The organism is Xanthomonas sp. NCPPB 2922 (assembly GCF_041520885.1).
GTDB lineage: Bacteria > Pseudomonadota > Gammaproteobacteria > Xanthomonadales > Xanthomonadaceae > Xanthomonas > Xanthomonas campestris.
Genome location: NZ_JBGOFY010000001.1, coordinates 315,073 through 340,835 on the forward strand (window position 1 = coordinate 315,073; position 25,763 = coordinate 340,835).

The following is a 25,763-nucleotide window of genomic DNA, read 5'->3' on the forward strand; positions in this document are numbered from 1 at the left end:
GCGCACTTGTACTGGATGGGCGGCGGGGAGCCGAGCAGAAGCATGTCCCCGGACTTGCTCCACCTTCTCCTAATCAGCCCTACCAACCCTCGGGTACGGCGGCTGACAGCCATCTGAGCAAGCTCAGGCATGGGCTTGTGCACACAAGCGCTCGACCGACCAGACCGCTTGCACCAGCGTAGTGAGCAGCCTCGTACGCTCGTCCGGCCCCTACGCGCCACCTTCTCCGGAACGAGAGAAGGAACCTGGCCTCTTTGCTAATGAAAGACGAAACCAAGCCCCGCACCCGCCAACGCGCTTTCGTGCACTGCGCAATGACACCGGTTTACCAGAGCCGGTAGAATGGCGTGGTGCGGGCTTTCATTCCCCCTCGCTTGCCACCGGAGATGCGCATGTCCCTCTATTGCAAGACCCATTACGCCACCCATCCGGACGCCCTCAAGGGCGCCAGCAACGACACCCTGCGCGAGCTCTACCTGCTCGACGGCCTGTTCGTGGCCGATGCGGTGACCCTCAAATACACCCATTACGAGCGCTTCGTGCTCGGTGGCGCCGCCCCGGTCGGCAAGACGCTGGAACTGCCCAAGCAGACCGAGCCCGCCTCGGCGGCCGGCCACCCGTTCCTGGAGCGGCGCGAGCTGGGCGTCATCAATGTCGGTGCCGGCACCGGCACCGTCACCGTGGACGGCACCGCCTACACGCTCGGGCCCAAGGACGGCCTGTACGTGGCGATGGGCAGCACCGAGGTGAGCTTTGCGTCTGCCGATGCCGCCAACCCGGCGCAGTTCTATCTGGCCTCGACCCCGGCGCATGCGCGCTTCGAGACCAAGCAGCTGTCGATCAAGGACGCGGTGGCACTGGAGCGCGGCGCGCTGGAAACCAGCAACGAGCGCACCATCTACCAGTACATCGTGCCGGCCCCCTGCCAGTCTTCGCAACTGCTGCTGGGCCTGACCGTGCTCAAGCCGGGCAGCGTCTGGAACACCATGCCGCCGCATCTGCATGACCGCCGCAGCGAGGTGTATTTCTACTTCGATCTGGGCGCCAACGACCGCGTGTATCACTTCATGGGCGAGCCCGACGCGCAGCGCCACATCGTGATGCAGAACAACGAAGCGGTGGTCTCGCCGCCGTGGTCGATCCACATGGGCGCCGGCACCAGCAACTACGCCTTCATCTGGGCGATGGGCGGCGAAAACCTCGATTACACCGACATGCACGTGCTGGATATCTGCCAGCTCAAGTAATGCCCCGCCGCCGCGCCAACGGGTGCGGCGGCTCCATCATCGAACGCGGCATGCCGCATCTGGAGCGATAAGGTAATGAGCAATCCGTTCAGTCTCGAAGGCAAGGTCGCACTGGTCACCGGTGCCAACACTGGCCTGGGCCAGGGCATCGCGCTGGCACTGGCAGAGGCGGGCGCCGACATCGCCGCCGCCGGCATCCAGGCACCGACCGAGACCGAAGAAAAGGTCAAGGCGATGGGCCGCCGCTTCGTCGCCATCGAAGCCAACCTGATCAGCATCGAGCCGGTGCAGCGCATCCTCGATGAAACCCTCGCCGGCCTGGGCCGTCTGGACATCCTGGTCAACAATGCCGGCCTGATCCGCCGCACCGATGCGGTGGATTTCAGCGAGCAGGATTGGGACGACGTGATGAACGTCAACCTGAAATCGGCGTTCTTCATGTCGCAGGCCGCCGGCCGCCACTTCATCACGCAGGGCAGCGGCAAGATCATCAACATCGCCTCGATGCTGTCGTTCCAGGGCGGCATCCGCGTGCCGTCCTACACCGCCAGCAAGTCCGGCATCGCCGGCATCACCCGCCTGCTAGCCAACGAGTGGGGCAGCAAGGGCGTGACCGCCAACGCCATCGCCCCCGGCTACATGGCCACCGACAACACCGCGCAGCTGCGTGCCGACCAGGACCGCAACAAGTCCATCCTGGACCGCATCCCGGCCGCGCGCTGGGGTGTGCCGGCCGACCTCGGCGGCGCTGCGGTGTTCCTGGCCAGCAGCGCCTCGGACTACGTCAACGGCGCGATCATCCCGGTCGACGGCGGCTGGCTGGCGCGCTGAGAAAAATGCGTCGTTTCCTTCTCCCTCCGGGAGAAGGTGCCCGAAGCGCGGATGAGGGTCGGTATGCACGCGCACAAACCCGACATGCACGACGTCCGCCACGCAAGCACGCATCAACACATTCCAACCAACTTCCCCAACGAAATCGGAGCATTCCCATGAAAATTGCACTCATGAATGAGTTTAGCCAGGCCGCCAAGAACCCGGTGATCCTGCAGCAGCTCAACGACGTCGCCAGCGAGCAGGGCCATGACGTGTTCAACGTCGGCATGGACGGCGACAACGACCACCGCCTGACCTACATCCACCTGGGCATCGTCGCCAGCCTGTTGCTCAACGCCAAGGCCGTGGACTTCGTGGTCGCTGGTTGCGGCACCGGCCAGGGCGCGATGATGTCGCTCAACGCCCACCCGGGCGTGTTCTGCGGCTACTGCATCGAGCCGACCGACGCCTACCTGTTCGCGCAGGTCAACAACGGCAACGCGCTGTCGCTGGCGTTCGCCAAGGGCTACGGCTGGGGCGCGGAAATCAACGTGCGCTACATCTTCGAAAAAGCCTTCAGCGGCGAGCGTGGCCTGGGCTACCCGGCCGAGCGTCGCGAATCGCAGGCCGCCAACGCCGGCATCCTGACCCAGGTCAAGCAGGCCACCGCCAAGTCCTATCTGGACGGCCTGCGCGCGATCGACCCGGAGCTGATCAAGCAGGCGATCGGCGGTGCGCGCTTCCAGCAGTGCTTCTTCGACAACGCCCAGGACGCGGAGATCCGCAGCTTCGTCGCCGGCGTACTGGGCAAGCCGGAAGCCGCTGCCGCAGCTGCTTAACTAGCCCCGCAGCGCTAAAGCCCCTCTCCCGCCGGGAGAGGGGTTGGGGTGAGGGTACGGCGGAAGACAGCAACTCCAAACGAAGAAAGCTTGAGACGACGGCAGTACCGTCCAACATTTCCAATGCAGTCGCACCCTCATCCGCCCTTCGGGCACCTTCTCCCGATGGGAGAAGGGACACCGCGCTGTCCTAAACACTCTTCCGGAGCCACCATGCGTCTGCTTCTCTTCGCATCGTTGCTGCTGCTCTTGGCAAACATCGCCAGCGCCAATCCAAACCACATCTTCATCGCCGGTGATTCCACCGCCGCCGAGTACGGCCCGGATCGCGCACCGCAAGCTGGCTGGGGCCAGATGCTGCAAGGCTGGTTCGACCCCGCGCAGTGGCAGGTCCACAACCACGCCAAGGGTGGGCGCAGCACACGCAGCTTCATCGCCGAAGGGCGGTTGGATGCCATCGCAAAACAATTGCAACGCGGCGATGTGCTACTGATCCAGTTCGGCCACAACGACGCCAAGCGCGAAGACGCCACGCGTTACACCGATCCGCAAGGCGACTACCTGCAGTTCCTGCGCCGCTTTATTGCCACCGCGCGCGACAAAGGCGCCACGCCGATCCTGATCACCCCGGCCGCACGCTTGCTCTACGACTTCGGCGCGCTGCTCGACACCCACGGCCGCTACACCCTGGCCATGCAGCAACTGGCCGCGCAGGAGCAGGTGGGCCTGATCGATCTCAACGCCAGCTCCAGCGACTGGATCCGCGCGCTCGGCGAACAGGCGGCCAAACCGTATTTCCTGTTCGTGCCCGAACAAGCCAAGACCGATGGCACCCACTTCAGCCAGGCCGGCGCCACCGCCATTGCGTGCCTGGTCGTGCACGGCTGGGTGCAACTGCAGCCGGCGCTGAAACCCCAGCTCCGCCGCGATGCCGATTGCGGCGCGGCGCCGGACACCGCCGCACGCCGCGCGGCGCAAGCGCATTCCTCGCTGGTGGTGCATGAGCGCGACCTGCCGCGCAGCCAACCCGGCCCACACGGCGGCGCCGGCCCCACCACCGCCTATCCGTTCTTTGCCGACGCGCCGGAGCTGAAGTTCGTGCTGCGCAAGCGCGTGCTGCACAAGGGCGCCGGCATCGGCCTGCATCTGCACGACAAGGACGAGATCTACTACGTCGTCAGCGGCCGCGGCCTGTACGCGCTGGATGGCAAACAGTACGAAGTGGGCGCCGGCGATGCACTGCTCACCCGCCCCGGCAGCACGCATGCGCTGCAGCAAGTGGGCGAGGAGGATCTGGTGATCCTGCTGACGTATCTGGCTGCCAAATCCTGAGCCACCTGCGGTGCCGAGGCTCGGTGCAGTGCGATGCATAGCTCGATGACGCGATGCGTTGCTGAAAAGAATGCGCCGTTCGCCGAGCACGTAGCGCGTGCAACCGTTGTTACCGCGTTACCGCGTTACCGCGTTACCGCGTTACCGGGTTGCACGTTGTGGCGTTGTGGCGTTACCGCGTTGTGGCGTTACATGTCGCGCAGCCAAGTGCATCAACCGCAGGCTGTCCGCTGCAGTGCGGCCGCAGGAATGCCACATCGAAGGGGCCTGCAGCGCTGTTCAATCGTCACCGCAACTGCCTCAGGCCTTGTCCACCCCATAGTGGATCAACCCCAGCCGCGCCAGCGCGCTGGACTGGCGGTAATACACCTCTTCCCAGCCATCCACGCGCTGACGGTCGGTCTCGCTCATCGCATCGAGAATGTCTTCGATGCTGAGCAGGTCCGGGTCTTCTTCCAGCCGCTCGAACACTGCGCCCAGGCCATCGATCGCCTGGCGCACCTGGCTTGCACCCATCGCGGTGAGCGCCTGCAGCGCGCAGCTGCGGGTCAGCGCATCCCAGTGGTCGAAGTAGCGCGCGTAGCCGCTGTCGCTCATGTCCGCGTCCAGGCGGGCCAATGCCACCAGCTCGCGTTCGCCCGGCGTCAGCGCATCGAAGCGCCCGCGCACCGCCACCAGCCGCGCCTGTGCGCGTGCGGTGCGTCGGCGCCACAACAGCATCGGCATGTTGAGCAGCCCCTGCGCACTGGGCGGCGCCACGGCCGGCCAGTTCACGCCATGGCTATCGTCGGTGAGTTGCCACTGCGCGCGCTGCGCTGGCGTGGCCTTGGCCAGCAGCCGCTGCGCCTGGATCGGCTCGTCGATGCGCATGCCGTTGTCCAGCGTAAACAGCAGGCGCGTGTCGTCCAGCTCCAAGCGCCGGATCCGGAGGTGCGTCAGGTCCATGGGCAGCAACGGTGTGGGGAATCCCGACCTTAGTGCGGGCCGGCGGTGCTGTCGAGTCGGTGCGCCGAGGTCGAGCGCGCTTGCGGTGTTTCGATTTGCTGACTGACGCTTTGGCTGCCCGGCGATCCGCCACCGGTCGAAGCCTGCAGCGGCGGTAGAGCGGCCGCGTGGCGCAAGGAAACAGCAATGCGGGTGCATTCGCCAGCTAATACCGTCGCCGACGCGGTTCCTACACGCTGTAGGGATTGCAGTGATGCAGTGATGCGGCATGCGACGCGTACCAGCGACGCTGATAACGCTCTACAGACTTAGAAAGACATCTTTCACGCAAGAGTGCAGGCGCTCAAGAGTGCAGGCGCTAGCACGCCATCATCACCGGTTGCGAATCAGCGCAAACGCCAACACGCCACGCCGAGCGCGCCAGCGCTCGCCAGCCCCTCACACGTCGCCGTCGCGGCTCCAGCCTTCGCCGCTGCCGCGCTGCAGGACGTGGTCGGTTGCCAGCCCCTCGCCGGCCGGCACCTGCGGCTGTTGCGCCAGCGCGGCATAGATCGGGGTGAAATCCGGGGCGGTGGCGTCCATCAACTGCGCAAAGCTGTCGATGACGAAGTAGGTCTTCTGGAAACTGTCGATGCGGTAGCGCGTACGCATCACCCGCTGCAGATCGAAGCCCACCCGGTTCGGCGCCGCCGATTCCAGCGAATGCAGCGATTCGCCCTTGGACGAGACGATGCCCGCGCCGTAGATGCGCAGCCCCTGCGGGGTGGCAATCAGGCCGAATTCCACTGTGTACCAGTACAGCCGGGTGAGATTCTGCAACGCGTCCGGGCCAATCCCGTGCGCCTTGACGCCACCGCGTCCGTAGGCCTGCATGAAGTCGGCAAACAGCGGATTCATCAGCAGCGGCACGTGCCCGAACAGGTCATGGAACAGGTCCGGTTCGGCGATGTAGTCGATCTGGTCCGGGCGGCGGATCCACCAGGTCACCGGGAACCGCCGGTTGGCCAGATGGTCGAAGAAATCCAGCTCCGGCAGCAGCCCTTCCACGCCGACCAGCGTCCAGCCGGTGGTCGCCTGCAGCACCGCGTTGAGCGCGTCGAAGCGCGGAATCCGGGTGTCGCCCATGCCCATCGCGTCCTGCGCCTGCAGGAACTCATCGCAGGCCCGCCCGACCAGCAGCGCGCGCTGCCGCCGGTACAGCGTGCCCCAGGTGGCGTGGTCGTCGGCGCTGTAACCATCCCACGGCTGCTCCACCACCGCAGTGGTGTAGACCGGCACATAGCCCTTGTCGGTGAGCTGGTTCTCGACGCGGCGCGGCGCAGTGTTCATGCGGTGTGGTTCCCGAAACGGATGGCTTCACCTTAGCCAAATGGCCACGCAACGGGATTGCGAATGTTGCGCACTGGCAGCCATTGGACGCAAGATTCGTGCGTCATCGCTTGCTGCTGCGCAACATATGGATCAACCAATCGCCCTGGACCGCACCGATTTGCGCCTGCTCGCGCTGCTGCAGACGCAGGGGCGCAGCAGCAACGCCGAGCTCGCCGCGCAGGTCAATCTCTCGGCCTCGGCCTGCCTGCGGCGCACCCAGCGGCTGGAAGCGGCCGGCATCATCGCCGGCTACGGCGCGCGCCTGGATGCGCGCGCGCTGGGCCTGGGCCTGCAGGCCTTCGTGCGGGTACAGCTGGAACAGCACGGCCAGCCGGACATCGAGCACTTCGCCGCCGGCGTGCGCGGCTGGGACGAGGTGGTGGCCTGCTGGGCGCTCACCGGCGACATGGATTACCTGCTGCAGGTGCAGGTGCGCGACCTGGAGCATTTCTCGCGGTTTTTGCTGGACCGCCTGCTCAACGCCACCGGCGTGTCGGATGTGAATTCCAGCTTCGTCCTGCGCACGGTGAAGGCCCCCGAAGGCTTGCCGCTCTCGCATCTGGCGTAAGCGCGTGGGGGCTTAGACCGCCGAGGTTGCCAGCGGCGTCCTCGCGCCAGCGAGCGCGGCACAGCGCCGCACCCGGTTCCGTGCGCTTGCTCAACAAACGATAACGATTTACATTTGCATAACACTGGCAGCGTCCAGCCGTATCCCCCGTCGAACCGCCAGCCCACCGGGCCAGCCAGCTTGTCGTCCGGGTGGATGCCGACGCGTGCCTGCCGCTTCCTGTCACTGACGCGCTGCGTCTGCCCGATCGATGAGACCCCCGATGCCTGCCAAGACCCTTCCTCTGGCCACGCTGTCCGCTGCGCTGCTGTGCGCATTGACGATGACGCCTGCCGCCGCGCGTGCCGCCGACCTGGCCGACGCCAATGCCGATGCCAACGCCAAGACGCTGGACGCGGTGAGCGTCAACGGCACGGTGAGCCGCGCGCAGCCGGCCACCACCACGCGCCTGCCGCTCACCCTGCAGGAAACCCCGCAGTCGGTGAGCGTGATCGGCCTGCAGCGGCTGGAAGACGAATCGCTCTTCAGCATCGACGATGTGATGCGCAACGTCACCGGCGTCAACGTGTCCTTCTACGACACCCAGCGCCCGCTGTATTTCGCGCGCGGCTTCCAGATCACCGACTTCCAGGTCGACGGCCTGCCCACCTACAGCGGCGCGACCAATCAGGAATACGACACCGTCTTCTACGACCGCATCGAAGTGATCCGCGGCGCCAATGGCCTGCTCACCGGCGCGGGCATTCCCTCGGCCACGGTCAACCTGCTGCGCAAGCGGCCCGGCAAGGAGTTTGATGCCTCGTTCGCGGTGAGCGCGGGCACCTGGGATTTCCGCCGCATGCAGGCCGACGTCAACGCACCGCTGACCAGCGACGGGCGCTGGCGCAGCCGGGTGGTGGCGGCCTGGCAGGACCGCGATTACTACTACGACCGCTACCACGACACCAAAATGTCCGGCATGGCGGTGCTGGAAGGCGACCTGACCGAGAGCACCACCCTCACCGTCGGCTATCAGCGCCAGGACAACACCCCGGTCGGTTCGACCTGGGGCACGGTGCCGTTCTTCGCCGCCGATGGCACATTGGCCAATCTATCCCGCTCGACCAATCTGGCACCGGAGTGGACGCGCTGGCAGCGCGAAACCAGCACCGCGTTCGCCAACCTGGAACAACGCATCGGCGAGGACTGGTTGCTGCGCGTCAACGCCGCGCACACCAAGGGCAACGTGCAGAGCCTGCGTGTGTACGGCACCGGGTATCCGGCCGCCGACGGTAGCGGCCTGTTCCTGCGCACCGGTGTGGGCGAAACCGAAGACACCCGCGACAGCGTGGATGTGTATCTGTCCGGCGGTTTCTCGCTGTTCGGGCGGCAGCACGATGTGGTGGTGGGCGGCAGCTGGCAGGATCTGCAATCCACCTCGTACGGGTTGGCGCAGACCTATCCGGACGACTGGGCCACCTGCCCCAACGCCTTTGGTCCGCCCGAGCGCTGCTATTTCATTCCCAACATCCGCAACTGGGACGGCAATGCGTCCGAAGTGACCTACGCACGCAACGGCCGGCGGAGCGAGGGGCGCACCACCCAGCGCGGCGTGTATGCCTCCACGCGCTTCCGCCTGGCCGACCCGCTGTCGTTGATCGCCGGCGCACGCCTGAGTTCGTGGGAAACCCGCACCCAGGCCTTCGATGCCAGCGGCGCCTACACCGGCACCAGCGGTCGCTATGAAGTGAGCGACGAAGTCACCCCGTACGTGGGCCTGGTCTACGACATCGTGCCGGATGTCTCGCTCTACGCCAGCTACACCGAAATCTTCAATCCGCAGAATTACCGCGACAAGGACAACAACCTGCTCGCGCCGGTGGAAGGCTCCAACCTGGAAGCCGGCATCAAGGCGCAATTGCTCGACGGCCATGCGATGGCCACTGCCGCCGTGTTCGAGGCCAAGCAGGACAACTTTGCCGTGCGCGACATGACCCAGCCGGAATCCTCGCTGCCGGACGGCAATTCCGCGTACATCGGTGTCAACGGCACCAAGAGCCGCGGCTGGGAAATGGACTTCAACGGCGAGGTGCTGCCCGGCTGGACCGTCAATGCCGGCTACACCCACGTCAAGGTCACCCGCGCGCCTACGGATGCGATCTACGCCAACCTGCCGGAGGACTATTTGCAGCTGTCCACCCAGGTGCGCCTGCCCGGCGCGTGGGACCGGCTGAGTATCGGTGGCGGGGTGAGCTGGCAGAGCGCGGTCCGCGGCTTCAACATCGCGCGCCCCACCGGCGATGGCAGCGGCGCCACCACCCCGGTGACCGTGGTGCAGAACGCGTACGCCTTGGTGCACTTCAACGCCAACTACCGCATCAGCGAGCAATGGACCGCCACGCTGGCGGTGCGCAACGCCTTCGACAAGACCTACTGGGCCAACCTGGATTACCAGAATTACGGCGAGCCGCGGTTTGTCAGCGTGTCGCTGCGTTGGCGGTATTGAGGTGTTGCGGTTGATGTTGCGGGGTCATCGGTAACGCATCGCGGCCAAGGCCGCTCCTACAGGGGCGGCCTTGCGGCTGTTGCAGGTGTGCCAACGGCGCGCATTGCCCTAAGAGCAGCTATCAAAACTACTGCGCAGCCGCCAGGCGGGCGCGGCCGGTGCTCGGAATCCTCATGTACCCACGTACATTCCGGTTCCTCCGCGCCGTCCGCACCCACCTGACGACTGCTCGCTATGTTTTGTTAGCCGCTCTAAGAACGCGTCGGCTGTCGTAGGAGCGGCCTAGGCCGCGAAGCCATCCCGACACACCATCACCACACCGGAACCGCCGTGCCGTCGTAGGAGCGGCCTTGGCCGCGACCGCGTTCCGCCACACGCGCGGTTCGTTCACGCGCATCCCCACACATGCACGTCCTATCACTCACAGCCGTCGATCGCCTCTCGCCAAAACGGTGCACATCAACCCGCACACCATCACCACACCCGGAACCGCCGTGCCGTTGTAGGAGCGGCCTTGGCCGCGAGCACGTCCCGCTACACGCGCTGTTCTTCAACGCGCATTTCCACACACGCACTTCACATCACTCACAGCCGTCTATCGCCTCTCGCCAAAAACGCCCACATCAACCTTGCGCGTACTTCGTTGATCGGCCTGCGACGTACGGCTCACGCGCATCTACATCCGCACCAACACGCGCATCAAGGCGCTACGCATTCCTCATCCTTGCCGCGCAACTTCTGCCAACGCGAGCGTTCTTCCAGGCAGCGCTTGTACGCCTCCTGCTTTGCCGCCTTGGCCTGTTCGGCCGCACTGCGTGTGGCGCTGCTGCGCTGCGCCTGCAGCTGCGCGATCTTGGCGCGGATCTGCGGCATCACCGCCATTGCCGCGCGTTCGCCCTCCAGGATCGCGGCGCCGCGCTGGTTGAAATCGGCCGAGCCGATGTCGTTGACCTTGGGGCGGATCACCACGTCGGCGCGCTTGAGTTCGGCCTCGCCCAGGCGCTGGCCCATGATCGAGATCGACTGGTTGACCGTGCCAAGCAAATCGCCGGGATTCTTGCCGCTGGCCTTGCTGGAAATGTCCACCGCCACCACGAATTCGGCGCCGAGCTGGCGTGCCGCATCCACCGGCACCGGGCTGACCACGCCACCGTCCACGTAGTGGTACTGGCCAATGGTCACCGGCTCGAACACGCCGGGAATGCTGCTGGAGGCGCGCACCGCCTGGCCGGCATTGCCACGTACGAACACCGTGCGCTCACCGTCTTCCAGCCGCGTGGCGACCGCGGCAAACGGCTTGCGCAGTTTGTCGATCGGCTTGCCGCCGAGCTGTTCGTTGACGTAGTCCTGCAGCTTCTGGCCCTGCACCAGGCCACCGGAGAACAAGCGCACGTCGCGGATGCTGGTCTGGTCCAGCGCCACGGCCTTTTCCTGCATCTGGAAGGCGTCCATGCCGCTGGCGTACAGCGCACCCACCACGCTGCCGGCGCTGGTGCCCGACACCACCACCGGTGCGAACCCGTTGGCTTCCAACATCTTGATCACGCCGATATGCGCAAAGCCCTTGGCCGCGCCCCCGCCGAGCGCGACGCCGATCTTCACCGGCTTGGGCGCAGTGGCAGACGGCGCCTGCACCACCGGCGCGGGCGTGGCGGGACGCGGTTCGCCCCCGCAGGCCGAAAGCAGGCCGATCAGCGACAGCAAGGCAAGGGAGCGTGGGCGACGGAGCGCAGTCATGGCGACGGAAACGTAGGTGGAAAGGCGAGGGAGAATACACGCGCACCCCCCAACGCCGCGCGTCCCATTGGTCGCCTCGGCAGCCGGGCTGCGTCAGGGATGCAGCATGGCGCGCGCTGCCACCTGCGTGGCGACGGGCCTTCGGGAGCAATCACTGTGTCGCCGCATGCCTTCACCCACCCGTGGCGTCGCGTGCGTGCCTGCGCGTGCACTGCAGGCGCTCCGGAGCGCGCATGCCAATGGTGCGTAGACCGCGCCGCATCAGCGCCGCAGCAAAGCGCTTCGGTCAACCGCGATTGGTGCGTTTACGGCAACGCGTCGCACCAGCCGCGGTCAACCAGTCTGCTTCGATCAGAACCGGTTGTCGCCATCCAGCAAGCGCCCCAGTCCACCCAGCACCGACCCTTCGCCGCGTTGTTGGCCACCGGCCTGCGGGGCGGCCTGCAGCATGCGGCCGGCCATGCGCGAGAACGGCAGCGATTGCATCCACACCTTGCCCGGGCCGGTGAGGGTGGCCAGGAACACGCCTTCGCCGCCGAAGAACATGCTCTTCAGGCCGGCGATGCGGCGCACGTCCATGTCCACGCTGGCGTGGTAGGCGACCACGCAACCGGTGTCCACGTCGATGCGTTCGCCCGGCGCCAGGTCGCGTTCCACCACGGTGCCGCCGGCATGCACGAACACCCAGCCGTCGCCTTCGAGTTTCTGCATGATGAATCCCTCGCCGCCGAACAGGCCGGTGAGGATCTTGCGCTGGAAGGCGATACCCAGAGATACGCCGCGCGCACCCGCCAGGAAGCTGTCCTTCTGGCAGATCAGGCGGCCGCCGTGTTCGGACAGCCGCAACGCCAGCACGGTGCCGGGGTAGGGCGCGGCGAACGCCACCTTGGCCTTGCCGCTGCCGGCGTGCGTGAACACGGTGGTGAACATGCTTTCACCGGTCACCACGCGCTTGCCGGCCGAGAGCAACTTGCCCATCAGCCCGCCGCTGCTGCCGCCCTGGCCATCGTGCGAGCCATCGCCGAACACGGTGTCCATCTGCACCGCGGCGTCCTTGTACATCAGCGCACCGGCTTCGGCGATCGCGCTCTCGCCCGGGTCCAGTTCGACCTCGACGAACTGCATGTCGTTGCCGACGATGCGGTAATCGATCTCGTCCGCGCGTGCGGCGCCTGTGCCGCTCAACGGCGGGGGCAGGCTGCCGGCGCCCTGCAATTCGGCCAGCTGGCGGGCGGGTGTCCAGCCGTCGAGGCCGTCGCGCCAGGCCAGCGCGTCGGGTTGGCGCTGCGCATGCGCGCGGGCGCTGGCGTCATCAAGCGGGCCGACCCGGTCGGCCTGTCCGGGAATATGGAAATACCACTGTGCCATCGGGACGACTCCTGTCTGCGGTGCGCCGAGTCTAAGCGCAGCGGCCGGCCCGCTGTCCCCTGCCCAACGTCATGGCGCGGCGCACCGGTTGGGCAGGGGTGGGGCGCCGCTTTCGCGCAGACATGCACGACCCGCCGCGTGCTCCATTGCTTCCGCCAACGCGCAGAGCGCGGCCGCTAGCACGGGCCATGCATCGCACCGCACACCTTAGAGCGGCTAACAAAACGTAACGCCCGCCTGGCGGCTGCGCAGTCGTTTTGATCGCTGCGCTTAGCCAGCGCCCACCGTCGCCCAGTAGCGCTCGCCCTCGCGCTGTACCCGCACCGGGCCATCGAACGCTGCAGACAAACGGTCGTTGGTGAGCATGTCCGCGCGGCCGCCATCGGCCAGGACACTGCCGGCGCGCAGCAAGATCACCCGCTCGATCTCCGACACGATTTCCTCGATGTGATGGGTCACCAGCACCAGCGTGATGCCTTGCTGGGCGAGGTGACGCATGCTGTCGAGCAGGTGCTGCCGCGCTACCAGATCCAGGCCGGTGGAGGGTTCGTCCAGCAACAGCGCCTGCGGCCGATTGACCAGCGCACGCGCGATCAGCACGCGCCGTGTTTCGCCGGCCGACAGCTCCGCGTACGGGCGCTCCAGCAACGGCAATGCGCGTACCAGCGCCAGTGCTTCGCGTGCACGGGCGCGCATGTCGTCGCTGATCTCGCTGTGCGGCGGCACCACATAGCTGGCGAAAAACCCGGAGAGCACGGCGCTTTCCACATCCAGCTCGGGCATCTGCGCAAGATTGCCGCTGAGATCGCCCGTGACGATGCCCAGATGCGCGCGCAGGCGGTCCACCTGCCAGCGTGTCTGCCCCAGCACCTTCACCGCGGGCTGGCCATCGCCACGCGCCAGCGGATACAGCTCGCGCGTGATCAATTTGATGAAGGAGGATTTGCCGCAGCCGTTCGGCCCCAGGATGGCGGTGTGCTGGCCCAGCGCAATGCGCAGGCGCAAGGCGTGCAGCACGCGCACCTGGCCGCGGATCACGCTGGCCTGGTCGAGCTCGATCAGTGGCGGGGCATCGGGTGTGGCGGAGGAGTCGACGGCAACAGACATGCAGGTGGGATCGGGTAACGGTAAGGAAACGAGACGTGTGAACCGCTTTAGGAATGTAGGAGGCACCCTACGCATCCGAAGGGTGAAGTTTGCCGCCATCGCCCCCATCATGTCTGTATCCACCGACACGATGGCGCACTGCCTGGAGATGCCGATGTTGTCCGATTCGATCATCGACGTTCTGACCTCCGGCATCGCCGGCCTGGGCGTGTGGGGGATGCTGGCCGTGCTGCTGGTGTTCACCCAACTCACCATCTTCGCGGTGACCTTGTACCTGCATCGCAGCCAGGCGCACCGCGGGGTGGATTTCCATCCGGTCATCGCGCATTTCTTCCGTTTCTGGACCTGGCTCACCACCTCGATGATCACCCGCGAGTGGGTGGCGATCCATCGCAAGCATCACGCCAAGGTGGAAACCGAGGAAGACCCGCACAGCCCGCAGACCAAGGGCATCGGCCAGGTGTTCTGGCGCGGCGTGGAGCTGTACCGCGAAGCACGCGCGCAGCGGGCCGACATCGAGCAGTACGGCAAGGGCGCGCCCAACGACTGGATCGAGCGGCATCTGTACACGCCGCACGCCAACGCCGGCCCGATCGCGCTGTTGGTGGTGAACAGCGTGCTGTTCGGGCTGCCCGGTATCGCACTGTGGGCGATCCAGATGGCGTGGATTCCGTTCTGGGCCGCCGGCGTGGTCAATGGCCTGGGGCATTGGTGGGGCTATCGCAATTTCGAGTCCGCCGACACCTCCACCAACCTGACCCCGTGGGCGCTGTGGATCGGTGGCGAAGAACTGCACAACAATCACCACGCCTTCCCGAGTTCGGCGCGGTTTTCGATGCGGCGCTGGGAGCTGGACATCGGCTGGATCGCGATCCGCTGCCTGCAGGCGCTGGGCCTGGCCAAGGTGCTGCGGGTGGCGCCATCGCTGGACATCCGCCCGAATATCGCCGTGCCCGATGCCGATACGCTCAAGGCGCTGTTGTCGCACCGCTTCCAGGCCATGACCGACTACCAGCGCAACGTGCTCAAGCCGGCCCTGCGCGAAGAGGCCGCCGCCACCGGTGCCAAGCTGCGCCAGTTGCTGCCGCGCCGCCTGCGCAAGGGCCTGGTGGACGATGGCCGCTGGCTCAAGCCCGATGCGCGCGAACAATTGCAACACTGGGTGGCGCAACGCCCGCGCATGCGCACGCTGGTGGAATACCGCGCGCGCCTCACCGCCGTGCTGGAAGCGCGCAGCCACGATGCGTCCGAGCGGCTCAAGCAGCTGCAGCAGTGGTGCCATGAAGCCGAAGCCAGCGGCAACGCGGCATTGCAGGCGTATGCGGCACGGCTCAAGGGTTATGCGCTGAGTGGCACGTAACACGAGCGTTGCGCGCGCGGGCGTTTGCGTGCGTGCGCTGATGCACGCGCTGCCTCGTGTGCTGGCCTGTGGGGCACTGTGCGCAGTGGCGTTGGCCGCGCAGGCCCAGGTGCAGGACAGCCAGCAGTATCTGCAACGCATGGACACCGATGGCGATGGCCGGGTCAGCCGCGATGAATATCTGGCCTGGATGAGCTACGCCTTCGATCAGCGCGACCTGGATCACGACGGGGTGCTGCAAGGCGAGGAGCTGCCGGGCCGGCGCGGCAAGCCGATCACCCGCGCCGCACACCGTGCCACGCTGGTGGAGCGTTTCGCACGCCAGGATGCCAATGGCGATGGGTACTTGAGCGCGCGCGAGCTGCTGGCACCGCCGCGGTGAAACCTGCACGCACGTGCGCCTTCGCGCCCGTCTGACGCGGCGCCCGGCAAGCTCGGCCGCATGTTCACTCTCGACCAGGTCAGCCGTCGCTACGGCCAGGCCATCGCCCTCGACCAGGTCAGCCTGTCGTTCGCCAGCGGGGTCACCACTGCGTTGATCGGCCCCAGCGGCGCCGGCAAGTCCACCGTGCTGCGCATGTTGGTGGGCCTGGAATGGCCGGACAGTGGCAGCGTCACCTTCGATGGCGCGCCATTGCGGCGTGATGCGCTGCAGGCGCAGCGGCAGCGCATTGGTTACGTGATCCAGGAGGGCGGCCTGTTCCCGCATCTGGATGCACGCAGCAATGTGGTGCTGCTGGCGCAGACGCTGGGCTGGACGCCGCAACGTATCGCGCAACGCCTGGAGACCTTGTGCGCGCTGTGCCAGCTGCCGCCCGCGCTGCTGGCGCGCTACCCGGCCGAGTTGTCCGGTGGTCAGCGCCAGCGCGTGGGCCTGATCCGCGCCCTCATGCTGGACCCGCCGGCGCTGCTGCTGGACGAGCCACTGGGTGCACTGGACCCGATCGTGCGCTACGACCTGCAGGCACAGATGCGCGAGTTGTTCGCGCAGCTCGGCAAGACCGTGGTGCTGGTCACCCACGACGTGGCCGAAGCCGCGTATCTGGCCGACACGCTGGTGCTGATGCGCGCCGGCCAGGTGGTGCAGCAGGGCAGTGCGCGTACGCTGCTGGAACAGCCGGCCGATGCGTTCGTGCAGCGCTTTCTCACCGCGCAGCGCAGCATCGGTGATGCCGCATGATGCGCGCGCTGTTGATGGCTTTTGCATTGTTGATCTGCAGCGGTGTGGTGCAGGCCGCGCAGGTCACCATCGGCTCGAAGAACTTCACCGAAGCGGTGATCCTGGGCGAGATCGCCACCGCCGCCGGCCAGCGCGATGGCGTGCAGGTGCAGCACCGCGCCCAGCTCGGTGGCACGCGCATTCTCTGGCGCGCACTGGAGACCGGGCAGATCGATGCGTACGCCGATTACACCGGCACGCTGGCGCAGGAATTGCTGCAGCTGCCCAAGGCCAGCCACGCCGAACTACGCGCCGCACTGGATGCACGCGGCCTGGCAATGACCGACTCGCTGGGCTTCGAAAATACCTACGCCTTCGGCATGCGCCGGGAGCGTGCGCAGGCATTGGGCATCCGCAGCCTATCCGATCTGGCCCGGCATCCGGACCTGAAGATCGGCCTGAGCAATGAATTCATGCAGCGTGCCGATGGCTGGCCCGGCGTGCGCGGCGCCTATGCATTGCCGCAGCGCGCCACCGGGCTGGATCACGACCTGGCGTATCGCGCGCTGCAGAGCGGGGCCATCGAGGTCACCGATCTGTACAGCACCGATGCGGAAATTCCGTACTACCAGCTGCAGGTGTTGCAGGACGACCGCCATTACTTCTCCGAGTACCAGGCGGTGTTCCTGTATCGCAAGGATCTGGCTCAGCGTGCGCCGAAGATGGTGGCCACGCTGCAAGGGCTGCAGGGGCGCATCGACGAAGCCACCATGCAGCGGCTCAACGCGCAGGTGAAGCTGGAGCGCAAGAGCGAAGCCGCCGTGGCCGCGCAGTGGCTGGGCGTGGCGCCGGCATCGGCCACCGATGGCCGCGTTGCGCGCTTGCTGCAGCACACCTGGGAGCACCTGGCCCTGGTGGGCATCTCGCTGGGGCTGGCCTTGGTGATCGCATTGCCGCTCGGCGTGCTGGCCGCGCGCCGGCCGCGGCTTGGTCAGGTGGTGCTGTCGCTGACCGGCGTGCTGCAGACCTTGCCGTCGCTGGCGGTGTTCGTGTTCATGATCCCGTTGTTCGGCATCGGCGCCAAACCGGCGATTGCGGCGTTGTTTCTCTACAGCTTGCTGCCGATCGTGCGCAACACGCATGCCGGGCTGACCTCGATCCCGCGCGAGTTGCGCCAGACCGCCGAAGCGATCGGGCTGCCGGCATGGACGCGCTTGTGGCGTATCGAACTGCCGCTCGCGCGCCGCACGATCGTGGCCGGCATCCAGACCGCGGCGGTGATCAATGTGGGCACCGCCACCCTGGGCGCGTTGATCGGCGCAGGCGGCTACGGCCAGCCGATCCTCACCGGCATCCGCCTGGACGATATCGGCCTGATCCTGGAAGGCGCCATTCCCGCTGCCGTGCTGGCCTTGCTGGTGCAGGCGCTGTTCGAAGGACTGGAGCGCTGGGCCACCCCGCGTGGGCTACGCCTGAGTCAGCGCGGTTGAGCAGCTGCAGCGTAGGAGCGCGCTTGCGCGCGATGAGGCGTTACCGATAACGCCCATCGCACGCCAGCGCGCTCCTACAGGCGCCTGGGCCACCGCGCCGCACATCGGCAACCCACCATTCACCCACGCGGCAGCGCAGCCACCAGCTCTGCAAGCGCCTGCCCGGTCACGCTCAGGTGCGGGGCAATGCGCAAGCGCCCGTGTCGCTGGGTGCAGACCGCACCCAGCGCACGCAGCGTGGCGGCTACCGACTCCAGCTGCGCAGCCGGCGGTCGCAGCGCGGTCAGATGCGGCGCATGGCCTGGCGTGCACCAGCTGGCGAGCCCCTGCGCTTGCAGCGCGGCGTCCCACTGCGCGGTGAGCGCGCCCAATGCGTGCGCAATGCGTGCCGGTTGCCAGGCGGCGATCTGCTGCAAGGCGGCGGTCGCCATGGCCAGGCGCAGCGGGTCGGCCACGCCACCGGCGTCGTAGCGGCGCGCGCCGGTGCGGTAGTCGGGCGCTGCGGCGATGGGGAATTCCCAACTGCTGCCCGCATCGCGGCCACTCCAGTGCTCCTCGATCGGCACACCGCGTGTGCGCCAGCGCGGCGCCACCCAGAGCCACGCCAGGCCCATCGGGCCCAGCAGCCATTTATGGCCCACGCTGACCACAAAATCCGGCCGCCAGCGCGGCAGATCGGTTGGCAACACGCCCAGGCTCTGGCTCAGGTCCAGCACCAGCGCCGCACCGCGCGCGTGCACGGCATCACTGATGCGGTCCAGGTCCAGTTGCCGGCCATCCAGCCAATAGGCGTGCGGCAGGCTCACCACGCGCAGCGCCGCCGTCTCGGTGATTGCCTGCAGCACCGCCTCGGTCAAGGGCTCCTCCGCTGCCATGGGCACCGCGACAATCTGCGCGCCCACCTCGGCGCAGCGGCGCTGCCAGATCAGCAGGTTGGAGGGGAACTGTCCTTCCAGCACCAACACGGCCTCGCCGCGTTGCAGCTGCAGGTTGCGCGCGGCCGTGGCCAGCCCGTGTGCGGCCGAGGGCACCAGCGCCACCGCATCGGTATCGCCATCGAACAGGCCCGCGGCCAACGCGCGCAGTTGCTCGATCTGCTCCACCCATGCAGCGAACGACAATTGCCATGGCGTGGCCAGCGCATCGATGGCCTGGTGCGCCACCGTTTGCACGGCCCGCAGCATGGGCCCGCGTGCGGCGGCATCCAGATACGTCACGGCCGGGGGCAGCATGAATGCCTGCTCCCGCTGCGACCAATCCAGGGGTGTGGGTAGCGAACGGGACAACGGTGCGGCGCTCATGCGCACAGCTTAACGCGCAGCGACATGCCGCCCACACGGCGCGTTCACGGTCGCTCCCCAAGCATATGGCGATGTCTGCACAATCACCCCTGCTGGTCGATCACCAGCAACAGCAGCTGACGCTGTTGGAACGCTACGCGCAGACCCGTGCGCTCAGCGATCGTCTTGCCGCACCCTTGAGCGCGGAAGACGCGATGGTGCAGAGCATGCCCGATGCCAGCCCCAGCAAATGGCACCTGGCACACACCACCTGGTTCTTCGAACGCTTCGTGCTGCAGACCGACCCGCAGTACGTGGTGTTCGACCCGGCGTGGGATTTCCTGTTCAACAGCTACTACCAAAGCGTGGGCCCGATGCATGCGCGCGCGCGCCGGGGCGTGTTGTCGCGGCCATCGCTGCAACAGGTGCGTGACTACCGTGCGGCCGTCGATGCGCAGATGCAGCGCCGCCTGCGCGATGGCCTGCTGGACGAGGCCACCTGCACCATCGTGCAGCTGGGCATCCAGCACGAGCAGCAGCACCAGGAACTGCTGTTGACCGACATCAAGCACGCGCTGTGGAGCAATCCGCTGCAGCCGGCTTACCGCGATGCCCAGCCCGTGCCGGCGGCGGCGTCTAGCGCCTTGCGCTGGCATGCGCGCGACGAGCAGATCGTGGAGATTGGCGCAGCGTCGTGGCCACAGGCCGAGGCTTTCGCCTACGACAACGAATCGCCGCGCCACCGCGTGCTGGTCGGTGCGCATGCACTGGCGCACCGTGTGGTCAGTAATTCCGAATACCAGCAGTTCATCGATGACGGTGGCTACCGCAGCGCCGGCGTCTGGCTCAGCGATGGCTGGGCAATGGTGCAGGCGCAGGGCTGGCAGCGTCCGCTGTACTGGGATGCGGACGGGCGCGAGTTCACCCTCGAAGGCTGGCGCGTGCGCGATGCGCATGCGCCGGTGTGCCATCTGAGCCTGTTCGAAGCCGACGCGTTCGCGCGCTGGGCCGGTGCACGCCTGCCCACCGAGGCCGAATGGGAACAAGCCGCCACCGGCATTGCCGTGCACGGCAATTTCGTCGACAGCGATGCCCTGCATCCGCGCGCGGCCGATGCGGTGGACACCGGTCTGCAGCAGCTGTTCGGCGATGTGTGGGAATGGACCGGCAGCGCGTATCTGCCGTATCCCGGCTTCGCACCCTGGCCCGGGTCGCTGGGCGAATACAACGGCAAATTCATGAACGCGCAATGGGTCTTGCGCGGCGGCAGTTGTGCCACGCCTGCCAGCCATGTGCGCGCCAGCTACCGCAACTTTTTTCCCTCCGATGCGCGTTGGCAATTTGCCGGCGTGCGCCTAGCCAAGGATCTGCCGTGAACGCCGCCGCCCACGCCACCCAACGCGCGCATGCCGCGCTGACCGATCTGCGCCCGCAGCCGGACGACATCACCGCCGATGCCCTGGCCGGCCTGTCGCAGACGCCCAAGACGCTGCCGTCGAAATATTTCTACGATGCGCGCGGCTCGCAGTTGTTCGAAGCGATCACCCGCCAGCCCGAGTACTACCTCACCACCACCGAATTGAGCCTGCTTGAGGCCAGCATGAGCTCGATCGCGCAGGCGATCGGCGCGGGCGTGCATGTGGTGGAGTACGGCAGTGGCAGTGGCCGCAAGACCGAATTGCTGCTGCAGGGCCTGCGCGATGTGGTGGCCTATACGCCACTGGAGATCTCGCGGACCGCGCTGCTGGAAAGCACCGCGCGCCTGGCCGAGCAATTTCCGCAGATCCAGATGTTGCCGGTGTGCACCGACTTCACCCGGCCGTTGCAGCTGCCGGCCGCGCAACGCCCGGCACGCCGGCATGTGGTGTTCTTCCCGGGCTCGACGCTGGGCAATTTCACCGACACCGCCGCGATTGAATTGCTGGATGCGATGCGCCAGACCATGGGCGCCGACGGCTGCGCCTTGATCGGCATCGATCTGGACAAGGATGCCGCGCTGATCGAGGCGGCGTACAACGATGCCGCCGGGGTCACCGCGGAATTCACGGTGAATCTGCTGGCACGCCTCAACCGCGAGATCGGCAGCGATTTCGACCTGGAGGGTTTCCGCCATCGCGCGGTGTATGCGCGCGAACGCGGCCGCATCGAAACCTTCCTGGTCAGCCAGCGCGCGCAACGTGTGCACGTGGGCGGGCAGGAATTCACCTTCGCCGAAGGCGAGGCGATGCAGGTCGAATACAGCTACAAGTACACCGACGCCCGCTTCGCCGAACTGGCCGCCGCGGCCGGCCTCAAGGTGACGCATGGCTGGAACGATGCCAAGGATTGGTTCGGTCTGCGGTTGCTACGCCCGCTCTGACGCAGGCCGCACGCGATGCAGGTACCTGACGCCGCGCAGATGGCGGCGCTGATCGTCGACCTGCTCGCAGGGCGTGAGCCGCAGCACTCGATCTGCCCGTCGGAGGTGGCACGCGCACTCAGCGAGGATGCCGCGATCTGGCGCGCGCTGATGCCGCAGGTGCGCGCCACCGCGGCCGCACTGGTGGGCGAGGGTGTGGTGCGCATCACGCAGCGTGGCCAGCCTGTGGAGCTGGGCACGGTACGCGGCCCGATCCGTTTGATGCGCGGGCCACGCTTCCCGCGATAACTGCTGCGCTTGCGATCGCGTGCAGGCAGTACACGCACGGTCTGGGAGCCAGCACGTGATCCAACGCGACCTCAAACCCAAGACCTCGCATCGGTCACGCAAACCCGCTGACCGCGCAGCCAAACCGCCACTGCCTGTGGCGCACGATCGACGCCACGCATCCCTCATCCGTAACGCACTGGCAGCTTATGCCGCCTGCACCACATGCAGCGCCTTGGGGTTGCGCCATTGCGCCAACAGGGCGGCTTCGCGCGCCTTGGCCTCGTGCAGGTGCGCGTCCTTGACGTGCCCGTAGCCGCGGATGTGTTCGGGGATGCTGGCGATCTGCGCGGCCAGGCCCACGTTGTCGTTGTCCAGGCGCTGCAGCAGCGTGTTCACCGTTGCCAAATAATCGGCAATCAACTGACGCTCGCCGCGACGTTCGGCGGTGTAGCCGAACACGTCCAGTTTGCCGCCGCGCAGGAACTTCAACCGTGCCAGCAATTTGAAGGCACTGAACATCCACGGCCCATATTCGCGTTTGATGGGCTGCCCGTTTGCATCCTTCTTGGCGAACAACGGCGGCGCCAGATGGAAGCGCAGCTGGTAGTCGCCCTCGAACTGCTGCTGCACACGGCGCTGGAAGTCGCCGCGCGTATACAGCCGCGCCACCTCGTACTCGTCCTTGTAGGCCATCAGCTTGAAGGCGTAGCGCGCCACCGCAGCGCTTAGCGCGGTGCTGCCCGGTGCGCGTTGCGCTTCGTGCGTGCGCACGCGCTCCACCAGCGCACGGTACTGCTGGGCATAGGCGGCATCCTGGTAGTCGGTGAGGAAGTGCACGCGCCGCGCGATCGCCTCGTCCAGGGACTGCGCCAGCTGCTCGTCATCCAATGGATGCATCGGCGCATCGCCGTCAGCGTGCAGCGTGTCGGCATCGGTTTGCGCCAGCGCGCGCGGCGCACTCTGGCCACTCATGTCGTGGTCTTCCCAGCTGCCCGGCCCGCGCGATGGCGGCGTGGCGGCATGCGCGTGGGCGGCGACATGCGCGTGGGCAGCGGTGTCCAGCGCAGGTGCCAGGCCTGCGGCGCGTTGTACGGCCGGCAGATCGACCGCCGCCAAACGCCCCCAGGCGAAGGCCTGCTGATTCATCGTCACCGCCGCGCCATTGAGCTCGATCGCGCGCATCAACGCCGCGTGCGACAACGGCACCAGACCGTGCTGCCAGGCATAGCCGAGCACGAATAGATTGCTGGCGATGGCATCGCCCAGCAGCGCGGTGGCCAATTGCGTGGCGTCCAGCAGCAAGGGCTCCTGCCCGCCGAGAGCAGTGCGTACCCCCGCAATGATCTCGGCTGCCGGGAACTGCAGATCCGGCTGTGTGGTGAAACTGCCCGGCATCGCTTCGTAGGTGTTGAGCACCACCTGGGTGCGGCCGTCGCGCACTTTGGACAAGGCCCAGTAATCGTTGACCACCACCATGTCGCAGCCCAGCACCAGGTCTGCTTCGCCGGCGGCAATGCGCACGGCGTGGATGTCGGCGGGCTGGCGCGCGATGCGGATATGCGTGGTGACCGCGCCACCCTTTTGCGCCAGGCCGGTCTGGTCCAGCACCGTGGCGCCCTTGCCTTCGAGATGGCCGGCCATGCCCAGCAGCGCGCCGATGGTCACCACGCCGGTGCCGCCGACGCCGGTGATCAGGATGTTCCAGGGCTGCTCCAGCGTGGTGCGTTGTGGCGGTTCGGGCAGGGCGTCCAGCAACGCACTGGCATCGCGCTTCTTGCCCTTGCGCGGGGCGCCGCCATGCACGGTGACAAAGCTCGGGCAGAAGCCCGACACGCAGGAATAATCCTTGTTGCAGTTGGACTGGTCGATCTCGCGCTTGCGCCCAAACTCGGTGTCCTTCGGCAGCACCGACACGCAGAAACTCTTCTCGCCGCAATCGCCACAGCCTTCGCAGACCAGCGAATTGATCATCACCCGCTTGGGCGGGTCGATCAGCTTGCCGCGCTTGCGACGGCGGCGTTTTTCGGTGGCGCAGGTCTGGTCGAAGATCAGGATCGACACGCCCTTGATGGTGCGCAGCCGCTGCTGCACCGCGTCCAGTTCGCTGCGATCGTGAAATGCCACCTCGCTGGGGAAGCGCTCGCGCCGGCGCGTCCATTTGCCGATGTCATCGCTCACCACCACGATGGCGTGGATGCCTTCGGCACGCAGCTGATGCGCGATGTCGGGTACGGTGAGCGTGCCGTCCACCGGCTGCCCGCCGGTCATTGCCACCGCGTCGTTGTAGAGGATCTTGTAGGTGATGTTGACGCCGGTGGCCACCGACTGGCGGATCGCCAGTGAGCCACTGTGGAAATAGGTGCCATCGCCCAGGTTTTGGAACACGTGCGGCGTGGCGGTGAACGGTGCCTGCCCCGACCAGGTGACCCCTTCGCCGCCCATGTGGGTGAAGGTGTCGGTCGAGCGGTTCATCCAGGTCACCATGTAGTGGCAACCGATTCCGCCGAGCGCGCGCGAGCCCTCCGGCACCACCGTGGAGGTGTTGTGCGGGCAGCCCGAGCAGTAGTGCGGCACGCGCGGGAACAGCGCGCGCGGCAGCGCCATCTCCGCTTCCTTGGCCTCCATCCAGCGCAGGCGCTGTTCGATCGATGCAGCAATGGCCGCCGATGGCAGCGGGAAGCGCTGGATGCGCTTGCCGATCACTGCCGCGATCGTGGCCGGGGTCAGCTCGCCGGTGGAGGGCAGGATCCACGCGCCGTGCTCGTCGTACTTGCCGACGATGCTGGGCCGCGCACCGGCGCTGGCCGGCCAGTTGTAGAACAGTTCCTTCATCTGCCGCTCGATGAAGGCTTTCTTCTCTTCCACCACCAGAATGTCTTCGAGCCCGCGCGCAAACGCGCTGATGCCCACCGGCTCCAGCGGCCAGCTCATGCCGACCTTGTACACGCGAATACCGATCTGCGCGCAGGCCTGCGCATCCAGGCCCAGGTATTCCAGCGCCTGCAACACGTCCAGATAGCTTTTGCCGGTGGTGACGATGCCCAGCCGTGCCTGCGGCGAATCCAGCACCAGCTTGTCGATGCCGTTGGCGCGCGCGAATGCCTGCGCGGCGGCCACCGCATAGCGGTGCAGGCGCATCTCCTGATCCACCGGCGGATCAGGCCAGCGGATGCTCAGCCCGCCCGGCGGCAGTGCGAAGTCGTCCGGCAGCACGATCTGGCGTGCGAACGGGTCCACGTCCACCGAGGCAGAGGATTCCACCGTTTCGGCGATGGTCTTGAAGCCCACCCAGCGCCCGGTATAGCGGCTCATCGCCCAACCGAGCAGGCCCATGTCCAGGATGTCCTGCACGCCGGCCGGGTTGAGGATGGGCATCATCGCGCTGACGAATTCGTCTTCGGACCCATGCGGCAAGGTGGAGCTGCGGCAGGCATGGTCGTCGGCGGCCAGGGCCAGCACGCCACCAAACGGTGAGGTGCCGGCGGCATTGGCGTGCTTGAACACGTCGCCGCTGCGGTCCACGCCCGGGCCCTTGCCGTACCACATGCCATACACGCCCTGGACGGTGGCGCCCGGGAACAGGTTGGTCTGCTGCGTGCCCCACACCATGGTGGCGGCCAGGTCCTCGTTGAGGCCCGGGGTGAAGGTGACCTTGGCCGCCTCCAGATGCGCACGCGCCCGCCACAATTCCAGGTCCAGCCCGCCCAGCGGGCTGCCGCGGTAGCCGCTGACGAACCCGGCGGTATCCAGCCCGGCGGCCACATCGCGCAGGTGTTGCATCAGCGGCAGCCGCACCAGCGCCTGCACACCGGACAAATAAATGCGGCCGTCGGCACGCGTGTATTTGTGTTCCAGCGTGTAGTCCGCATCCACACGGCCGATCTCCGGCGTGTTGGCAGAGGCGGGGGATGAAAGTGCAGCGGTACTGGTCATGGCGTGCCCGGAAAGGGTGGCTGGAACCTGGGGATTCCAAAACGGCGTGCAAATTGTAACAGTCGCCTTTCACGCGCCCGTCCGCCTGCGGATGCACAGC

At 66.8% G+C, this 25,763-nt stretch carries 20 protein-coding genes and 1 other RNA gene; 14 read left to right on the top strand and 7 right to left on the bottom strand.

Features of this window, described 5'->3' with window-relative positions; translation table 11 throughout:
- Window positions 1-392 precede the first annotated feature (392 nt).
- The 4 genes from kduI to ACD584_RS01315 all read left to right on the top strand — a co-directional run bounded on the left by kduI (window position 393) and on the right by ACD584_RS01315 (window position 4,231).
- Window positions 393-1,247: a 5-dehydro-4-deoxy-D-glucuronate isomerase gene (gene kduI / locus ACD584_RS01300; RefSeq protein WP_076037959.1), complete on the top strand. Its 855-nt coding sequence runs from the start codon at window positions 393-395 to the stop codon at window positions 1,245-1,247.
- Window positions 1,248-1,322: 75 nt separating this feature from the next.
- Window positions 1,323-2,078, top strand: coding sequence for a 2-dehydro-3-deoxy-D-gluconate 5-dehydrogenase KduD (gene kduD, locus ACD584_RS01305; RefSeq protein ID WP_011035409.1), 756 nt, complete (start codon window positions 1,323-1,325; stop codon window positions 2,076-2,078).
- A gap of 158 nt (window positions 2,079-2,236) precedes the next feature.
- A complete protein-coding gene (locus ACD584_RS01310; RefSeq protein ID WP_076037498.1) occupies window positions 2,237-2,899 on the top strand; it encodes an RpiB/LacA/LacB family sugar-phosphate isomerase in 663 nt (220 codons plus the stop codon).
- 213 nt (window positions 2,900-3,112) lie between these two features.
- The gene (locus ACD584_RS01315) at window positions 3,113-4,231 is read left to right on the top strand and encodes a GDSL-type esterase/lipase family protein (protein ID WP_175611744.1); all 1,119 of its coding nucleotides are present in this window, start codon (window positions 3,113-3,115) and stop codon (window positions 4,229-4,231) included.
- Window positions 4,232-4,531: 300 nt separating this feature from the next.
- On the opposite strand, the gene ACD584_RS01320 is transcribed toward ACD584_RS01315, so the two are convergent.
- On the bottom strand, window positions 4,532-5,176 hold the full coding sequence (locus tag ACD584_RS01320; RefSeq protein ID WP_019237100.1) for a DUF4375 domain-containing protein: 645 nt from the start codon (window positions 5,174-5,176) through the stop codon (window positions 4,532-4,534).
- Window positions 5,177-5,614: 438 nt separating this feature from the next.
- On the bottom strand, window positions 5,615-6,505 hold the full coding sequence (gene phhA, locus ACD584_RS01325) for a phenylalanine 4-monooxygenase (protein ID WP_076037497.1): 891 nt from the start codon (window positions 6,503-6,505) through the stop codon (window positions 5,615-5,617).
- 127 nt (window positions 6,506-6,632) lie between these two features.
- On the opposite strand from phhA, the gene ACD584_RS01330 reads away from it, so the two are divergent.
- The 3 genes from ACD584_RS01330 (at window position 6,633) to ACD584_RS01340 (ending at window position 9,848) form a co-directional block, all read left to right on the top strand.
- Entirely contained in the window at window positions 6,633-7,115 is a 483-nt protein-coding gene (locus ACD584_RS01330) for an Lrp/AsnC family transcriptional regulator (protein WP_011035414.1), read from the top strand.
- 262 nt (window positions 7,116-7,377) lie between these two features.
- Window positions 7,378-9,600 (top strand): TonB-dependent siderophore receptor, encoded by a 2,223-nt coding sequence (locus ACD584_RS01335; RefSeq protein ID WP_076037496.1) that lies wholly within the window; start codon window positions 7,378-7,380, stop codon window positions 9,598-9,600.
- A 173-nt stretch (window positions 9,601-9,773) separates the two neighbouring features.
- A non-coding RNA gene (locus ACD584_RS01340) (sX9 sRNA) lies at window positions 9,774-9,848 on the top strand.
- A gap of 451 nt (window positions 9,849-10,299) precedes the next feature.
- Here ACD584_RS01340 and ACD584_RS01345 read toward each other — a convergent pair.
- From ACD584_RS01345 to ACD584_RS01355, 3 genes are all read right to left on the bottom strand, one after another.
- Window positions 10,300-11,337 carry a patatin-like phospholipase family protein gene (locus tag ACD584_RS01345; RefSeq protein ID WP_011035416.1) on the bottom strand — a complete coding sequence of 346 codons (1,038 nt, stop codon included), beginning with the start codon at window positions 11,335-11,337 and terminating at the stop codon, window positions 10,300-10,302.
- A 351-nt stretch (window positions 11,338-11,688) separates the two neighbouring features.
- Window positions 11,689-12,705, bottom strand: a complete 1,017-nt coding sequence (locus ACD584_RS01350; protein WP_076037495.1) for a TIGR00266 family protein — start codon at window positions 12,703-12,705, stop codon at window positions 11,689-11,691.
- 270 nt (window positions 12,706-12,975) lie between these two features.
- Complete coding sequence (locus ACD584_RS01355) at window positions 12,976-13,812, bottom strand: ABC transporter ATP-binding protein (protein WP_076037494.1); 837 nt, start codon at window positions 13,810-13,812, stop codon at window positions 12,976-12,978.
- A 154-nt stretch (window positions 13,813-13,966) separates the two neighbouring features.
- Between ACD584_RS01355 and ACD584_RS01360 the strand changes: the two genes are divergently transcribed.
- From ACD584_RS01360 to ACD584_RS01375, 4 genes are read left to right on the top strand one after another with little or no spacing between them, the layout of a single operon-like run.
- Window positions 13,967-15,172 carry an acyl-CoA desaturase gene (locus ACD584_RS01360; RefSeq protein WP_011035419.1) on the top strand — a complete coding sequence of 402 codons (1,206 nt, stop codon included), beginning with the start codon at window positions 13,967-13,969 and terminating at the stop codon, window positions 15,170-15,172.
- A 40-nt stretch (window positions 15,173-15,212) separates the two neighbouring features.
- A complete protein-coding gene (locus ACD584_RS01365) occupies window positions 15,213-15,554 on the top strand; it encodes an EF-hand domain-containing protein (protein WP_175611743.1) in 342 nt (113 codons plus the stop codon).
- Window positions 15,555-15,614: 60 nt separating this feature from the next.
- Window positions 15,615-16,352, top strand: a complete 738-nt coding sequence (locus ACD584_RS01370; RefSeq protein WP_011035421.1) for an ATP-binding cassette domain-containing protein — start codon at window positions 15,615-15,617, stop codon at window positions 16,350-16,352.
- Window positions 16,349-17,821, top strand: coding sequence for a glycine betaine ABC transporter substrate-binding protein (locus ACD584_RS01375; protein ID WP_116923840.1), 1,473 nt, complete (start codon window positions 16,349-16,351; stop codon window positions 17,819-17,821). The genes ACD584_RS01370 and ACD584_RS01375 overlap by 4 nt, the downstream gene beginning before the upstream one ends.
- Window positions 17,822-17,940: 119 nt before the next feature.
- Here ACD584_RS01375 and ACD584_RS01380 read toward each other — a convergent pair whose 3' ends face one another.
- Window positions 17,941-19,122: an aminotransferase class V-fold PLP-dependent enzyme gene (locus ACD584_RS01380; RefSeq protein ID WP_175611742.1), complete on the bottom strand. Its 1,182-nt coding sequence runs from the start codon at window positions 19,120-19,122 to the stop codon at window positions 17,941-17,943.
- Window positions 19,123-19,187: 65 nt separating this feature from the next.
- Here ACD584_RS01380 and egtB point away from each other — a divergent pair, with 65 nt between their 5' ends.
- Genes egtB through ACD584_RS01395 form a run of 3 tightly spaced genes read left to right on the top strand, consistent with a single transcriptional unit; the run spans window position 19,188 to window position 21,748 of the window.
- A complete protein-coding gene (egtB, locus tag ACD584_RS01385) occupies window positions 19,188-20,477 on the top strand; it encodes an ergothioneine biosynthesis protein EgtB (protein ID WP_175611741.1) in 1,290 nt (429 codons plus the stop codon).
- Window positions 20,474-21,460 carry an L-histidine N(alpha)-methyltransferase gene (gene egtD / locus ACD584_RS01390; protein ID WP_014509477.1) on the top strand — a complete coding sequence of 329 codons (987 nt, stop codon included), beginning with the start codon at window positions 20,474-20,476 and terminating at the stop codon, window positions 21,458-21,460. Before egtB ends, egtD begins: the two co-directional genes overlap by 4 nt.
- Before the next feature lie 15 nt (window positions 21,461-21,475).
- Window positions 21,476-21,748: a DUF3253 domain-containing protein gene (locus ACD584_RS01395; RefSeq protein WP_076037491.1), complete on the top strand. Its 273-nt coding sequence runs from the start codon at window positions 21,476-21,478 to the stop codon at window positions 21,746-21,748.
- A 186-nt stretch (window positions 21,749-21,934) separates the two neighbouring features.
- Here ACD584_RS01395 and ACD584_RS01400 read toward each other — a convergent pair whose 3' ends face one another.
- Entirely contained in the window at window positions 21,935-25,663 is a 3,729-nt protein-coding gene (locus ACD584_RS01400; protein WP_076037490.1) for an indolepyruvate ferredoxin oxidoreductase family protein, read from the bottom strand.
- Window positions 25,664-25,763 lie beyond the last annotated feature (100 nt).